The 15,159-nt window shown below is 51.9% G+C and carries 16 protein-coding genes; 9 read left to right on the top strand and 7 right to left on the bottom strand.

The annotated features are described in order from the left end of the window. Positions 1 to 364: 364 nt before the first annotated feature. The 5 genes from ACR0LI_RS08635 to ACR0LI_RS08615 form a co-directional block, all read right to left on the bottom strand. Positions 365 to 1,471: an alkene reductase gene (locus ACR0LI_RS08635; RefSeq protein ID WP_171638337.1), complete on the bottom strand. Its 1,107-nt coding sequence runs from the start codon at positions 1,469 to 1,471 to the stop codon at positions 365 to 367. 122 nt (positions 1,472 to 1,593) lie between these two features. Continuing rightward, positions 1,594 to 2,313 (bottom strand): TetR/AcrR family transcriptional regulator, encoded by a 720-nt coding sequence (locus ACR0LI_RS08630; protein WP_253285144.1) that lies wholly within the window; start codon positions 2,311 to 2,313, stop codon positions 1,594 to 1,596. 279 nt (positions 2,314 to 2,592) lie between these two features. After that, entirely contained in the window at positions 2,593 to 3,129 is a 537-nt protein-coding gene (locus ACR0LI_RS08625; RefSeq protein WP_209834438.1) for a hypothetical protein, read from the bottom strand. Beyond that, complete coding sequence (locus ACR0LI_RS08620; RefSeq protein ID WP_171723857.1) at positions 3,113 to 3,883, bottom strand: hypothetical protein; 771 nt, start codon at positions 3,881 to 3,883, stop codon at positions 3,113 to 3,115. The genes ACR0LI_RS08625 and ACR0LI_RS08620 overlap by 17 nt, the downstream gene beginning before the upstream one ends. A 72-nt stretch (positions 3,884 to 3,955) precedes the next feature. Further along, on the bottom strand, positions 3,956 to 4,471 hold the full coding sequence (locus tag ACR0LI_RS08615; protein WP_480491085.1) for a DUF805 domain-containing protein: 516 nt from the start codon (positions 4,469 to 4,471) through the stop codon (positions 3,956 to 3,958). Between the two features lie 568 nt (positions 4,472 to 5,039). Between ACR0LI_RS08615 and ACR0LI_RS08610 the strand changes: the two genes are divergently transcribed. The 8 genes from ACR0LI_RS08610 to ACR0LI_RS08575 all read left to right on the top strand — a co-directional run bounded on the left by ACR0LI_RS08610 (position 5,040) and on the right by ACR0LI_RS08575 (position 10,397). Then, on the top strand, positions 5,040 to 5,339 hold the full coding sequence (locus ACR0LI_RS08610; RefSeq protein ID WP_171638330.1) for a hypothetical protein: 300 nt from the start codon (positions 5,040 to 5,042) through the stop codon (positions 5,337 to 5,339). Between the two features lie 22 nt (positions 5,340 to 5,361). Continuing rightward, positions 5,362 to 5,667 (top strand): hypothetical protein, encoded by a 306-nt coding sequence (locus ACR0LI_RS08605; protein WP_171638328.1) that lies wholly within the window; start codon positions 5,362 to 5,364, stop codon positions 5,665 to 5,667. Between the two features lie 35 nt (positions 5,668 to 5,702). Beyond that, on the top strand, positions 5,703 to 6,002 hold the full coding sequence (locus tag ACR0LI_RS08600; RefSeq protein WP_113790468.1) for a hypothetical protein: 300 nt from the start codon (positions 5,703 to 5,705) through the stop codon (positions 6,000 to 6,002). 55 nt (positions 6,003 to 6,057) lie between these two features. Continuing rightward, a complete protein-coding gene (locus tag ACR0LI_RS08595) occupies positions 6,058 to 6,672 on the top strand; it encodes a hypothetical protein (RefSeq protein ID WP_480488338.1) in 615 nt (204 codons plus the stop codon). Positions 6,673 to 7,020: 348 nt separating this feature from the next. Next, positions 7,021 to 7,248, top strand: coding sequence for a hypothetical protein (locus ACR0LI_RS08590; RefSeq protein ID WP_171638323.1), 228 nt, complete (start codon positions 7,021 to 7,023; stop codon positions 7,246 to 7,248). Positions 7,249 to 7,368: 120 nt separating this feature from the next. Continuing rightward, on the top strand, positions 7,369 to 8,013 hold the full coding sequence (locus ACR0LI_RS08585) for a hypothetical protein (protein WP_480488340.1): 645 nt from the start codon (positions 7,369 to 7,371) through the stop codon (positions 8,011 to 8,013). Between the two features lie 19 nt (positions 8,014 to 8,032). Beyond that, positions 8,033 to 9,466 (top strand): hypothetical protein, encoded by a 1,434-nt coding sequence (locus ACR0LI_RS08580; RefSeq protein WP_209834431.1) that lies wholly within the window; start codon positions 8,033 to 8,035, stop codon positions 9,464 to 9,466. Next, positions 9,456 to 10,397: a metallophosphoesterase family protein gene (locus tag ACR0LI_RS08575; RefSeq protein WP_210092997.1), complete on the top strand. Its 942-nt coding sequence runs from the start codon at positions 9,456 to 9,458 to the stop codon at positions 10,395 to 10,397. The genes ACR0LI_RS08580 and ACR0LI_RS08575 overlap by 11 nt, the downstream gene beginning before the upstream one ends. Here ACR0LI_RS08575 and ACR0LI_RS08570 read toward each other — a convergent pair whose 3' ends face one another. Beyond that, on the bottom strand, positions 10,398 to 11,156 hold the full coding sequence (locus ACR0LI_RS08570) for a DUF4956 domain-containing protein (RefSeq protein WP_170428316.1): 759 nt from the start codon (positions 11,154 to 11,156) through the stop codon (positions 10,398 to 10,400). Between the two features lie 182 nt (positions 11,157 to 11,338). Here ACR0LI_RS08570 and ACR0LI_RS08565 point away from each other — a divergent pair, with 182 nt between their 5' ends. Continuing rightward, a complete protein-coding gene (locus ACR0LI_RS08565) occupies positions 11,339 to 12,268 on the top strand; it encodes an SdiA-regulated domain-containing protein (RefSeq protein ID WP_171638315.1) in 930 nt (309 codons plus the stop codon). 88 nt (positions 12,269 to 12,356) lie between these two features. Here the strand turns inward: ACR0LI_RS08565 and ACR0LI_RS08560 are convergent, their stop codons facing one another. Then, positions 12,357 to 14,729 carry an autotransporter family protein gene (locus ACR0LI_RS08560; RefSeq protein ID WP_480718347.1) on the bottom strand — a complete coding sequence of 791 codons (2,373 nt, stop codon included), beginning with the start codon at positions 14,727 to 14,729 and terminating at the stop codon, positions 12,357 to 12,359. Positions 14,730 to 15,159: the final 430 nt, after the last annotated feature.

The raw sequence follows: 15,159 nt of genomic DNA, 5'->3' as shown, positions 1-15,159 counted from the left end.
ATAACGATGCATTACTATCGTTGATTTCATTCAGGAAATTCGGCTGTGTTCGCCCATAATTTTGCGCGGCATTTGCGCATAAGTTTGCACGATTTGCCCATAAGTTTGCGCGGTGCAAGAAACGCGCTAAATTGAAAGTAATCACCGCACATCTTCTTCAACTAAAACCGGGCGCCTTTCAATCAAGAGTGCATTCTGATTGGAAATATTCAACCCTGATCATAGGGAAGCAGTTAATTCGCAGGCTAGTGATAGATCCTCGCTTCAAGAATGGGCATTTCCGTAACTGCTAGGTGAGCGCGTTCAAACCGACGCGCTCACTTTGCTTGGTTTTGTTTGTCACTACGGAGTTAAGAGCGATGTATCACTCTGCGGCAACCGCTTCCTCTTCCAGTGCCGGGTAATCGGTGTACCCTTTTTCAGTGCCGCCGTAGAGAGTGGTTGGATCGAGCTCATTCAGCGCGGCGTCTTTCTCCAGCCGGTTGACAAGATCCGGGTTGGAAATAAACGGCCGACCAAAGGCCACCAGATCGACGGCTCCGGTTTCAACCGCTTCAACCGCCATTTCGCGGTCATAAGCGTTGTTGCCGATTTTCGCACCGTCAAACAATTCATAGAGCGCCTTCAGATCGCCACCTTCCGGAATATCGCGCGGGCCGCCGGTCTGTCCCTCCACGAGATGGAGATAGGCCAGCCCATAGCCATTCAGCAATTTGACCGCATGGGTGAATGTCGCCTGTGGGTCGCTGTCGGAGATGTTGTTGGCGTCCGAGAATGGGCTGAGGCGGACACCAACGCGGTTGGCGCCCCAGACATCGACAACCACGTCCATGACCTCTTTCAGGAACCGCGCTCTATTCTCGACAGGACCGCCGTATTCGTCTTCACGCTTGTTGGATTCGTCCCGCAGGAATTGATCGATAAGGTATCCGTTGGCTGCGTGGACCTCAACACCGTCGAAACCGGCCTCTTTGGCGTTTTCCGCGGCCCTCCGGTAGTCCGCAACGATGCCAGCAATTTCTTCGATGGCCAGAGCCCGCGGTTCAGATGTTTCAACAAACTGCTCACCATCAAACGTCTTGGCCTTAGCTCCAATTGCGGATGGTGCAACAGGGGCGCCACCATCCTGCTGCAAGCTGTAATGCGAAATCCGGCCAACATGCCAAAGCTGGATTACAATCTTCCCGTCCTTGGCATGGACGGCCTCAGTTACTTTTTTCCAGCCGTCGATCTGCGCTTCGGAATAAATGCCGGGCGTCCAGGCATAGCCCTTGCCTTGGGGCGAGATTTGCGAAGCCTCCGTTATGATCAGACCTGCACCCGCCCGCTGGGCGTAGTACTTGGCCTGCAATTCATGGACACTGTCATCCTCGGCTCTTGCCCGGTTGCGGGTCAATGGCGCCATGACAATGCGGTTTTTCAGCTCGATTGCACCAGCTTTGATGCCGGAGAACAGTTTTTCATCAGCCATTGCTGCTTCCTTCTTTTGTAAACTTCGTTCAGATATTATTGGACCGATTAGTCCAATATTAGGATCACCGTCTCTTGTTTGAGTTTGTGTTAGGTTTCATTTCCTTATGGTGGCGGGGGGCCTTATGGCGAAATCACCAACCGGGCTTGTTTCAGGGTTTGCGATATCTGCTCATCGGGAACGCCCGCCTTGCGCAAGGCTAGCGTGCCAATTGCAAGGGAGGCATAGGCGCGCGCCTTGTCGAGAGCCACACCCGGATCTGAAGGCTCAAGCGCTCTCGCAATAATCTCGTCAATACTCTCCAAATGCTGTCGCCCGAGAGCCGCCACTTCATCATCATGAGGAGCAAGCTCCGTAAGGCAATTGATCAGCATGCAGCCGTCACGACCACCTTGTGGGTTCGCCAAAACTTCCATTATCGCACCAACGGGGTCATTTCCGCTCGCATCTGCAACGTCACGCAGATTTTTCAAACCACGCCTTGAATAGTGCCTGAGAGCTTTGTGAAATAAAGTCTGCTTGTTGACGAACGTTCCATAGAAGCTGGACCGGCTCAAACCCATGGCCTTGGTCAAATCGTCCACGGACGCGGTCTCGTAGCCCTTGTGCCAAAATACGCACAAGGCTTTTTCCAAAGCCTCAGCTTCGTCAAAGGCACGAGGTCTGCCTGGACCTGCGGATGATTTGATGTCGCCATTGGGTAGAGTTTTTTTGCTCATGCGCATGATTTGGAATGATTGATCCAGAAAATCAAGGTGGCGGTAGGAAATTTTTGGAATGGTCAGTCCGTATTGTGACCAGAGAAAGGAATTTAGGTCGGTAGAAATACAGAACCTTCCCATCCCGCTTGGTGTCACGCTAATCTTGGGATCAGGACTGTTTGTCTTTTTGCGGGAGTGTCAGACGAAGAGGATCGTGATCGTCGAAAAGAGAGCCCACGCTCGGTACTAGTTTCCAACACTGGACAGAGTGACTGGTGGCTTTGTCCAATGCGTTGATGTTGATCACTCACAAACCAGAGATTGGTTCGGTAGATCCATGGCCAATGACCTCATTGCGTGCCACAGAGAACTCATCGAATAAACAGGCCGTCAGGCTTATCTGCGGTGCCCAAATGCAGCTTACTCCCAATCGCCAGCAGATGAGCGCCAAGTGTCGGCTTCGCCATCCCAAACACTAGCGCTGACGCATGGCGTTGGGTTTATTCCGTCGCAATTGGATCCATGAATATCCGCTACGACAACGCGTCGACGCCCAAAATCAACGACCGTCCAGCCTTGGTTGAGCAAGGAGTGCACCTCTTCGCTAACCCAAAAGTGCGACATGCATCCGCCAGTTCCGCAGTAAAGAGATGCGGCGCTCGAACACGCAAAACCAGACTCATTCAAAACCCAGTCGCGTTGTAGATCTCCGTTGAGATCGACCCTTTCGACCGCGCCCCAATCTAAGCCAAACTGACCGTTGTTGAACTCCGCGCAGGCTCGTGCCGCCAGATCAACCTTTGCTCGCAAACCGGTTGGAAGTTGCGAAACGTCAGCCGCGACAACTGGTGAGGTCCAAACCAGGCCCGAACCAAGCAGGATCGCAGATACCAAACGTTTCAAGTAGTTTGCCAATTGGGAAGCCGGTTGGAAGGTGGCTTCAGTTGCATTGATCATACCTGTAGTCCCCGTATTCCAGCCAGTTTGACGAGCCTTCGCTAAAAATCAGAAACTCGGACATGTCTTCCCCAAGCAGGGCGACGACAAATCCGGCCGGCGGCTCATAGTTTCCGAAGTAACTATAGGCCGTCATGGCTCTGATCGACGCGCCGTTGACCGTTACTCGCGCGTCCCATTCTCCGTCCGGGTTGTCCAAAATTACCGGTTCGATGACACGCTCTACCGCTCCGCCACCACAATAGACGATGCCTTCTGGGGGTTCGTAGGAGGCCCCTTGGCTAGCTCCTGAATCGCAGGCGGAACGAAGGGACCGAATTGCCGCGCTGGAACCTTTCAAGTCAAAGATTCCGTAGCTGACATCTTGATCAATCATGGACAGGTTAACGGATGCATTGGCCGCGAGCTGGTCCAGTACAAAACCATAATCCTGCTGACTATTGAAACTGACCTCGACAGGATAATTGTCGACGATCTGCAAAGCCGCGTTTTCTGCGCCAACCTGAAATGCCCCAACTTCGGTGGTGCCATTCTTTAAAAACCGAATGGAAAGCCCTTGCTTCTGTACAATGTCCTGGCTGTCCTCATATCCAGCCGGAGCAAAGCGGATACGGTCACACTGAAGCTCCAGCGTCATGTTTCCGGTCTGAATAAATGCATTGGGATTAGGCCCGGAGTTGAACGACCACTCCGCTGATGCTGTGGTCGCCATAGCCATCAGTAGCATTCCAATGGAAATCGTTTTGAACCTCATTTTCTCTCTCCAGGGGTGTGGTTCGTACTGTCATTCAGCCAAAGTTTCCGGTCCGTTACCCGGGCAACAAGGTTAGGAAACAAGTGCGCCGTATTCGTTTGCGCCTTCTTGGGAAGGTCGCGTCAGCCACCAGATCATCAGGATGGACAGAATGAATTGAAGAATTGAGACAACAACAATACCGGTCACGCCCAGGACTGCCGCGGGTCCTCGTAATGCATCGGGGTTTTCCGTCCCTTGCTCCAATACCGAGAAGAACGCCACGCCGCCCAGCATAACAAAAAGCGTTGTAATGCTGAGCGCCATCGGCAGCAGCAAATACCAGCCAGGTCGTCCTGTATCATGCAGCCTCCGCCAACCGGCGGCCAGCATGGGTATGAGAACAGCCAGTTGGAAAACAGAGGACAGAACCCGAGATCCCTGCCCTGTTTCGGGGTTGGTCCCGAATATGATCGTATCCAGCACAGCTAAAGCAGCGCTCGCGAGAACCACGAACAAGAAGAACCACCAGTATTCTGAGCGTAAAGCCCGACCGGAGAACTGAAAGTATTTCGAGAAACACGTTTTAACGGCTTCGCTAAATCCCATATTTCACTCCATTCTTAACTTCTGTGCGGCCTTAAACGCTGCGCCGCTTAGGAGAGCGAACTCGCCCCTACGGATGCTCCTTCTTACCTTTGTTTGAAAGCAGAAGCCTATCGCACGAGAGCGTAATGAATTTTACGCGCGGAAAAAACATTGATTTATTAGAAAATAGATTCAAACATGCGAATTCGACACAGCTTTCATTTTACCTCCGTTGTTGTCGCTGTCGCCCGATTTGTCGGGCCCTTCCGACTGCTGGTGTGAGTGCTGGCGGTCGGAAGGCATTTTACACGGATCAGTCGTTGGGAGGGCGCGATGCTTAGACTTAACGTACTCGCCCTCTTTCCAGAGTTTGCTCTAGCATTTGCTAGTGACGTCATTCGGCCATCCCACGTTGTTGGAGGTCTTGGCAGTCAACGTAATAGTGATCTGCCCGCCAAGCCCCCCCGCAGCAAGTTTTGGAAAAGGTCGTCACAGGATCGAGGTATGTTCTGTCGGCTGCCCAAACGCGAGATCCTCAAACAAGCGTATCCAACTTCGTTAATTTCAACAGACTCAGAGGGAGAAGAAAATGACCAACAAGATAGTGATGATTGCGGGCGCAACTTGTTTCACACTGCTTGCGGCCTGTGAGGACACGGGTACATCCAGTGCGCCCGCCGAACTCACACCCGCTCAGCAGGCGTGTTTGCGAGATGTGGCCAAAACAACGAACAATTCGCAAGTCGTGGTGCTCTCATCCGCATTCAGCGAAGCTGGAACACAGGTCACCGTCGGCGTTGGAGAGGATCGGGCTCCGTGGAATTGTATTGCCTACAGTGATGGCGCGACGGCTGGTATCGAGTTCCTGGGCGACGAAGGCGCATTGTGAGCAGTCTGATGCGTGGCCAATAATGGCTGCGCAGCACTGGCTTGATCTGCTGAGGCTCGACTTGGTTTGTAGAACCACCATCATCGTATTCTCGATCCTGTACCTGTTGGCGTTGATTGCATTCTTGACCGGCACATTTGGCTGGTTGGGACAGGAACGAGATCCCTTGTCCGGGGTGTTCCTTTTGCCGTTGGGATTGCCTTGGATAATTCTAGTGGATTTGGTCTCAGAGTCAGCCAAACCGTGGTTTGCGGCGATTGTACCGGTGCTCAACCTGTTAGCGCTGGTCTTGATTTGCAGATGGGTACGCAGTTTGCGCCAGAAGTGAAGGCGGAGCTCTGTCTCACCCAAAAGGAGGAAAACATGGGAAAAGTAATCTTGGGAATTGTGATCGGGCTCGTCCTCGGCGTGGTTGGAGCGATGACCTTGGGTGGCGGGGCCGCAATGGGGGTCGGCGTTGCGACAGGCTTGTCCGCCGGTGTTTGCACCACATTGAAAGGAGCACAAGCCGAGAACCTGATCACCGCCGAGCAAGCGGATCAAATCCTCAATCGCGTAAATTCCGAGATGGCATCTCTGCAAGGAATTGAAACGACAGATGAGATCGTCGGCAGCGCACAGGCATGCGATGAATTTCTGTCAAAGTTACGAGAAGCAAAGTGAGGTTCCGCTTTGTACGGAACAAAACTTCAAGGACAAGCCAACAGGGAACCATCTGATGAAACTCGTTTTACTCAAACTCCTCACACCCATGTTCGCAATCGCGAGCACAGCTGCTTTTGCAATGTCAGAAGCCGACGACGCGTGTATCGACCATTTGCGGCTGGTTGGTGGACCAGACGGTCAATCCGGAACGATTGAAAGCTCTCAGTTCTCGGAAGCTGGTACGCTCGTTATGCTGCGTGATGCAGGTGGAACACTTTGGCGCTGCATCGCTTACAAGGATGGAAGCATCGGCGAGATGTCGGTTGTCGAAGCGATGGATGATGGCGGTGGAGCAGTGGCAGGCGCCGCCGGTTCTACCGGTAGCCAACGTGTCAAATTCGATGCTGATTCCACCGGCGCCGAACTAGTTGGTGAACTCGCGCCCGGAGCGTCGCAGCAATATGTTCTCGGTGCAAAGAACGAACAGTTTCTTTACGTCCGAGTTGCGCCGCGAAATGGCTCCTTGGACTATGTTATTCGTAACCCTGATGGATCTGAATTGTTAGGATTGATGTCGGCGGACAAAGAGTATCGAGGACAGCTTTGGCAATCCGGTGATCATGTTGTGGAGGTTATCAATCGCAGCAACTCTTCTGTCGACTACAACGTCATTTTCGGAATTGAATAGGTGATCAATCAGAAACCCTGGAACGCAAGTCCAAACAAGCGAGGGAAAAACAGATGAAACCCAAGGTCCTATTGGTGATCGGCACGGCGTGTATTACTGCGCTTGCAGCATGCGACGACAGTGTTGGATCAGTGGATGCAAGTGCACCAACTGTGGGCAGCTCTAGCGATCTTTCGTCATTTGAAGGGGCAAGAGCGGGCCAAGCTGAAATGGGCATCCAAAGTCTCGGATTTGAACTCATCCGCAGCGAAGGGCTGACCTCGTACTGGTTTAACAGAGATACTGGTGCATGTGCTCGGATCACGACATCTGAGGGAAGGTACTCAGATGTAACTATGCTGCCATCAAGTGACTGCTGACACATTTTTCATCAATCAAACATCTGCAAAAGGGAGCTTCAGTTTGCATTTCGACTTGGCACATGCGGCGGTTACCATCGTCGCTCTAATTGTAACAAACCTGGCCTTGAAATTGGCCGGCGTGATAAACGAAGAAAACAAAGACCAATTGAACTGGAAAGTATTTCTGGCCTACTTCGTGGTCGTCTTTATCATCAATCTGGTGTGGCCAATCTAAAGCTTCAGTTCGGAAAGTCTATCGCGCACTTGATACGGCTGCTGAGAATGAGCCGCTCCAATAGATTACCAAGTGGGAAGAGTTTGAGCATATAGCGCTTAAGAATAGAAAGGAACTGGCATGAGGTTTTTGACGTCCCTCATATTCATCGGTGTTCTGGCAACTGCGGCGAATTCTGACGTCACCAGTCGAAACGGTGGCCCAAGCAACAGCCAGATGCTCTCAAAGGGCAGCGACGGAGGCGTCGATGGCGTCGCTTTCTTTCGCCCAGTCCTAAGCGGAGTTTTGTATCGCTCTGGCTTCAAGGGCGGCGACAAGGGTCGAACGGGCTTGAGCAACGCTCAGCGCGAAACACTGTGCGATGAAGGGTTTTCGGCCGGGTTTTATGCGGATTTCGGCAAGAACACCGAATACGGCCGCACCAGTTGCGGAAACGGATCCTTTGACTATCAGAACGCCAGATCGTCCCGACCCGGCACTGTCATGGCCGCCATACACGAGGTGATTGAGGACCCTGGAAAGGGTCCTGTCCTGGTGCACTGCATGTGGGGCGTTCATTCCTCTGGTGCATTGTCGGCAATGGCGCTTGTTCAGTTTTGCGGATGGACGGAAGAAAGGGCCAAGGAATATTGGAATGATGCCCGAAACGGGGCCCCATGTTCAGGCGGGTGTGACCAGTGGATTGACTCGAAGTTCTCTAACTTCAGTGTCGACCCCAGTTTGAAGATCTCCGGCGAACAACAGGCCGCGATTTGCCCCAAATGACATCGGGAGGACTATCCAAATGAGGTTCAATCTTCTGGGGTCACTGGCTTTCATTGCGCCCACTGCCTTGTGGGCGAGCGACGATGTTCGCGGAGAAGCCACGACATTTGATAGTCCCAATGGTGTTACGGAACACTGCATTCGGATCGAAAAAGTCCCAACGGGCGAGTACAAGAACAGCGATCTTGAGGAAGAAACTGCCTATTGCGAGATCGATTTCTATGCGCCCGAAATCGCCATTTGCCCAAAAACCTGGAGCACCAGCCCAGGAATGGCCGTCTACGATATTTCGGAAGGACCCTACACGGGGAACCGTTCTGAATTCGAGAGAAACGCTTGCAAAGAGGGAAAGGCGGCGAAAGATCTGGCCAAGGACAGGGTCGCTAAATTCAAGTCCACCATGAACCAAAAGGGCACCAGTGGAACGTTTTCCACTTCGTCGCTGCTTTACTATCATTTCTCCAGATATTTCGACGCGACTGTCAAAGTTCCAGTCGCCGTTTGGCGTAGCATGGACGCCCAGGCGCATTTCTCCGAGGTTGCAGAGCCTGGCCTTGCGATTTCTGGCGGCTCTCGCGGCGGGCGCATGAACCATGAAGGCTGGCGGGTCTTTGCAGCTGCGGACGCCGACCCGAACTCATACCAACCGACCGATGATCTGTTCACCGCAGACCGAACGCAAATATACGGTGTCCTGCTTGATAGCCCTGGGCATCGATACGGTTCGGAAATCAACGGCACGCGCAAGTCTGGATGGGGAAAAGGTCAAAACCGCGATTTTCAGGAAACGCCTGCTTTTTTGGCTTTGCGGTCTTCAAAACCAATCTCAGAGGCCATTGCAGAGGGCGTTAGTGAAGGCCGAAAAGACAGGATGATCAACAAGGATCTCGGCCCCGATGTCAGCGACCAACAGATGGCATTTTGGATGCAAGAACTTACCGAGATTGTTCTACTCGACTTCATCTTCAGCCAGCAGGACCGTGTAGGAAACATAGACTTCACACCCTATTGGTATTGGGTCGAAGACGGAAAGTTGAAGCATAAGAAAGCCAAGCACCATCAGCCGAACGATGGAGATATTCCCGCCGAGGCATTATTGATCCGTCGCAGCAATCTAAACGACAACGATGCTGGTGGGCGTGTCGAGTATGCCAACTTCGCGAAATCTACTCAAATGCTGGAGAAAATTCGCCACTTCTCTCCAAGCACGTATCGGCGCTTGGTTGCTTTGAATAGTGATCTTCAATCTCAAGGTCTCGTCTACGGCTGGTTGTCGCGGAGCCTTGGGTTGTCAGATAGGCAGATTGCCCAAGTTGTGAAAAACACCGAGCTGGCAACGTCCATTCTCTGGGACAATTGTTCTAATGGTGATTTGATGTTCGACTTGGATCCTGTCGCATTCTTTTTGAACAATAATACCGAGGCGGAGGGCCTGGACTGCAATGATCCGTAAGCGTTCGATCACTGTCGCGGCGTTCGTTTGGACGGTCGTGCTCGCCTGCAAAGCGGCCGCTTTGGATGTGATCGTCATATCGGATCTGAACGGCAGCTATGGCTCGGTCAGATACGATGCGCGCATCGAAAAGGCGATCAAGCGGATAGTCGAGATTGATCCCGATTTGGTTATTTCGACTGGAGATATGGTTGCGGGACAGCGCATCCCCAACTTATCCGACAAACAGGTCAGGGAGATGTGGGAGGCGTTTCACGAGGCCGTATCAGACCCTTTAGAGGCTGCCGGCATTCCATTTGCGGTCACGCCAGGAAACCATGATGCCTCTGCGTACCGTGGGTTCGAGCGTGAACGAAAAATATACGCAGAGGAATGGGCGCCGAGAAAACCAGGCGTCGACTTCCTGATTTCAGATGACTACCCGTTCTTCTACGCATTCAAGATGCAGGGCATTACGTTTGCGTCTCTGGATGCAACGACCTTAGGGCCGCTATCCGGTGATCAACAGGACCGACTTGTGGAACTGGGCGCAAATGGGAATCCGGTTGTCACTTTCAGTCACCTCCCACTTTGGCCCTTCGCGATCCAGCGCGAACGCGAAATCATCGGTGACCCAACACTTGAAAAAATTTACCTAGAAAGCGGTGTCGTTCTGCATCTGTCAGGCCACCATCATGCCTTCTACCCAGGCTGGAAAGACGGTGTGGCTTATGTTTCCCAAGCTTGTTTGGGAGGTGGCCCGCGACGGCTTATTGGTGACAATGCCAAATCACCTCACAGCTTCACTCATGTTACGTTCCAACCAAACGGAGAGTTTGGTATAGCAGTATATCGAGGGCCTGATTTCGAAAGGTCAGTAAACTTCAAGTCGCTCCCGAAAGAGATCAGATCCCCGAATGCGGTGTTGAAACGCTTAGACCTTGTGAAATGATTAGAGGTTGAGTTTCAGCTCAACTTTTTCAGGGACCAGATCGTTTATCATCTCTTCGATCCGAGCTTCCGACAATCCACCCGAAGTGATGAAAAGCAACGAAACGCGAGATTTTCCGGGTACGTGGTGTTTTCGGACCAACTTCCAGCCAGCGTCTGCGGCCATGGCTTCAATGTCCCCGCTGACTTTCAATGAGTGCTCTTCGTTTGAAGCCTTGAGCGAAATTTCCACGCCCTTGTTTCGCCCACCGAGCCAAATGAAACACCAACATACAACCGCCACCAGTGTGGCCATCAAGGGTAAGCCCAGCCCTACCGCCAGCCCAAGCACGGTGACTATAATCATTTCCACCGTGTCGACCGGGTCATCCATATTTGATCGGAACCTCAACAGAGCTCCTATTCCAAAAATCACGAACCCGATCATCGATCCGTGCTGTACGACCAGAAACCCAACCGCCATGCCGACAAGCGCATAAAGGAAGAACAGTCGCGGCATGACGATATCGCTGACACTTCTACGGGCTTTACGTCTCACCGGATGATAGACAATCAAGCCAGCCAGAATGATCGTTACGATCACATCGAGAGTAAAGAAATACAGTTCCTGTTTGCCACGAAACTGCGTCCACCGGCGTTCGATAACGATTTCCGACCCCGAAGCCCCGGCCAGCATCGTCGCAGGGTCGACTTGTGACACCGCAGCACCTGGCAACAGCAGCATCAACAACACGGTCACAAATGTGAGGGTCGTATTCAACTTGTCTTCCTTCCTACTCACGCCAAAGGCTTACGCTTCACCAAAGGCACATCGTGCCCTATTCAATTCAATCGCAACAGGCGGGATCAGGTAAAGAGATTACCGTGCATTCTTCGGACATCGCGTCCGGACTGTGATACGAACGCTGATACAAGGATATGGTCCAAGCGCGAGAAAATCCAATGTCAGAACACAAGCTGCTTCGGTCGAAACTTGGGTTTTCACGGTGCTTACCCAAGCTTGGAGAACTCGCTTCTTTTGCAAGCGCTACTGTTGCATTTCTGGCATGGATCGAGCTCGCCCACGCCGAGAGTCCCGGTTTGACTCTCATCGACTCCTTCAAGGTGGCGGATAAATCGGAAGGCTTCTCGGAGCCTTCCGGATTGTCTCTGTCCAACGCGGAAGGCTTCTTATGGTCAGTAAGCGACGCTGAACCTAAACTGCACCTACTTGGAATCGATGGGGCATTAGGAAACTCATTCAAGCTGCCTTCATTGGCGGGATCAGATCTGGAGGGCGTCGCATCACGAAAAGATGGGTCTGTTTTAGTACTTCAGGAAACCGATCGATCAATTCTAGTCGTTCACCCGACTGACCCCATTCAACTAACTACAATCCCTCTAACATCTCTCAAAGGCTACTCGGACGCCGCTGAATTGCTCGTCGGTAACCCTTTGAACAAGGGACCTGAGGGCATCGCCGTCGACCCGGAATCCGGGCGGGTCTTCATTGGCATTGAGGGACAACCAAGGTTGTTAATGGTCGTATCACCAGAGCTAGATGAAATTATTGAGATGATTCCTTTAGCCCGCGATGCAGGTTTTATCTCCGAGGTTGTAGATAATGATGAACTGGATTTGAGCGGCCTGGCATGGTCCCCGTCTTCACGTTCTCTTTGGATTGTAAGTGACAAAGGCCGTCAAATTTTCGTCTATAATCCAGAGTCCAAGTCCATAAAATCCATCAGTTTGACGTTCACAGAAGATGGCAAACAAAAGGAAGTTAAACATCCCGAAGGTATCGCTCTCGATGAGACCAAAGGGCTTCTCTACATCCTGACAGACGACGCCAAGAAATCGCGGCTTTATGTTTTTAATATCCCCAAATTTTAGTCGCTAGAGAATGACGCTCACATTGCCACGATAGCTTCCGCAAGTTGTTGCAGCTAGCTTACCACTCCTCTTCGTTGGTCCGCCCTAATCAGAACCGAACACTTAAGTTTGCACCGAGGCCATGCTCTTGGCCGTTGGAGCGAACTGAATAGCCATATCCTGCCGTTAGTCTGGCCAGATCAGATATCTGATACCCTAGCCCCAGACCAAGCACGAAACCATTTGACCCTCGGTTTTGTCCGACTTGTGTGAAAGTGCCAAATATCGGGCTCGTTACAGTGATATCGTGCTCACTATCCTTGTTGGCAAAGAAGTCATACTCATAACGAGCAAAGGCAATTGGGGTTAGCACACCATTCTCTGTCAAGAAGTCCCGTTGGTAGTCAACTCCAATGGACGCGACCAGAGACTCTGCATCCGCTTTTTCAATTGAGTAGTTGAAGTCACCACCGCCAGTCTCTGTGCCTGAACCTTGTTGAATACGCCCGTAGTTCAATCCAAAAACCGTAGAAACCCTTGCACCGCTGTCCAGGTTAAACAACTTCCGTGCCTGGATACCGGCGTGGATTCCCTCTTGGTCCAAATCCGATTTAGCCTCGCCTCCCGTAAAGCCATCAACAGAAGGGTTGTTTCGCTTGGCGTCGGTTTCACCGAACATGTAACCGATCAGCCCGGAGAACTCCCACGTTCCGGTTGTCGTACGCCCGTAGACGCCCGCGTGATAACTGTCTGTCGAAAAGTCCTGATCGACTTGATCGTGCTCATCCATGGAGGACGTCCCAAATCCTGCGTAAACGCCAAAGACCCCTCTTTCCGAACTGAAGACATCAGCACCAACCAAAATAGTGCCGAGTGAATAGTCGAATGTCCCGAGGCCGTTTCTTCCATCAACGTCCCCGCTCACATAGGCCGTGTCGATCCACCAGCGCCGATCAGAGCAGTCGATTGCGCCACTAGGGCTGCGGTCCGTGTCGATGCCACCTGATGCAACGGGTCTGTTTTGATTGTTGAAACCAACTGCTTGATATTTGCGGCAGTCAGCATGGCTCAGAACAGTGTTTGTTATCAGGTCTAGTTGCTCAAGCCCAATAGTCAGGTTGGAGGAATAGGGTTCTGCATGCACGCGATTAAACCCAGCCAGACCTGAATTGGTGAGCGTATTGACAGCGGCACCAATTGTTGAACCGCTACTGAGCCCCGTCCCCGGTGATGTGTTTGTGGTATTAGCAACCGCTCCAGCGAGGTTGCTGGCGTTTGGCGAACTGGTAACCGCCGGGTTCTGCGGTAAGCTTGAGACCGGTTGTGCAGTGAATGCAATGTCGACCTGACCATCTGCGGTGGGCGTATTGGCTATCGTCAGATTAGACAAAGCCGGCAGAGATCCACCTGCAACAAGTGTTGGCGAATCTCCATCAATACTCGAGGCTTGAAGGACCGTGTAATTGTTGCCGGCCGCATAGTCTTGCGCAGTCAGACCGGGACGAGCGGCTTCGACTTGGATTGTGGCGTTGTTAATCCCTGTCACCCGCCCGCTGGATGACACCAAGTCAGCTTTCTGCCCGGCAGTTGGATCGACTTCACTTAAGAGCCTTGACCCAGTTTCAAAGGCGATTCCGCCACTGTTATTAAGTGTACCAATTGAAAAGCCCGGCGAAAGCACCCCCCCGTTCTTAACTGTGAAGTTGAATGCGTTCACGGTTCCCGTGCCGGCCAACGTGCCAAAATTCTCAAAGTTTACGGTGTTCAAACTACTTGCTGCATCAAGCCGAACAGTCGTGCCTGCCGCTATCGCCAGGTCACTGGTTGAAGAAATTGAACTATTCGTCAGTGTGAAATCAGAAGCCTCAGCAACCCGAGTCTGAATATAGTAGGCCCCAAAAACTACTTCGGTCGCTCCCATAACGGTAAGGTTGTCATAGGTTAGCGGGCGGTCAGACTGGAAGTAGACTTCAGTGGGGTCGATATTCGCGCCGTTGAAGGGAGCGAACGTCATTGATCTGCCGGAACCAATCGAAGTTCCAATGAGGTTCACTCTGAGCTTTCCATTGATGTTTGTTGCCAACGCTTCCCGAGATACGAAGTCTCCGCTGCCTGCGGCGACATCAACATTCAGAAGAGTTAAAACTGAAGCATTGCTTGAAACGGTATTTTGGCCAGGAACATACAACTCAATTTCACCTGAGGACGTGATCGAGGAGTTTCCAATTGTAAGTCCTGTAATGGGTCCGTTTGGGATCGGGAGACACGTGCGTTCCGTCGTTGAGATTGTTTGATTAACGCGAATGCTTTCAGATCCAGAAGAGTACTCAATTCGAGGAGCACCTAATTCCACGCAGGCCTGTGAGCTTTGGGCTTGCACTTTGGTTGGCGACATCAAATAAGCCAAGATTAAGAATGCGATATTCGCCAGAGTGATGCGCTGAGCAATTCGACTTAGTGGGAACGGCCTATTATTTATCACCAACTTTCTCCTCTCGCGGTACAAGCGAAGCTACCTCAACTTAGGACTAGAAAAACAAAGTTTATCTTTTTGGATTTTTTGTTGTGGCATATGAGCAAGCTCACAACACGGGAAGGTCTGCGCAACGCAGACCTGCTCGTGCATTTACTGCGAGGCAAGACAAGCCGGGTTTTACATTCCGACCATACCCACCTATGCGCAGAACCAATCGCAAAAGGTCAAGCCTTGAAACGATTTTGCCGAGCTTGATGGGCGCTGAACAGCGCCATTGAGTGTAGGCATGGATCATTGGATTTCGGAGTCGATGGCTAGGGTCAGGACCCATTGATTTTCAGCGAGCGGCATGATTCACGGCTGAAAACCGAGCGGTGAACATGTCTGATCTTTTCTGGTTGACCGACGCGCAGATGGCGCGTCTTGAGCCCTTCTT

It is taken from the genome of Ruegeria sp. CL7 (assembly GCF_056536445.1).
This window is presented reverse-complemented; position numbering and strand designations above follow the sequence as displayed.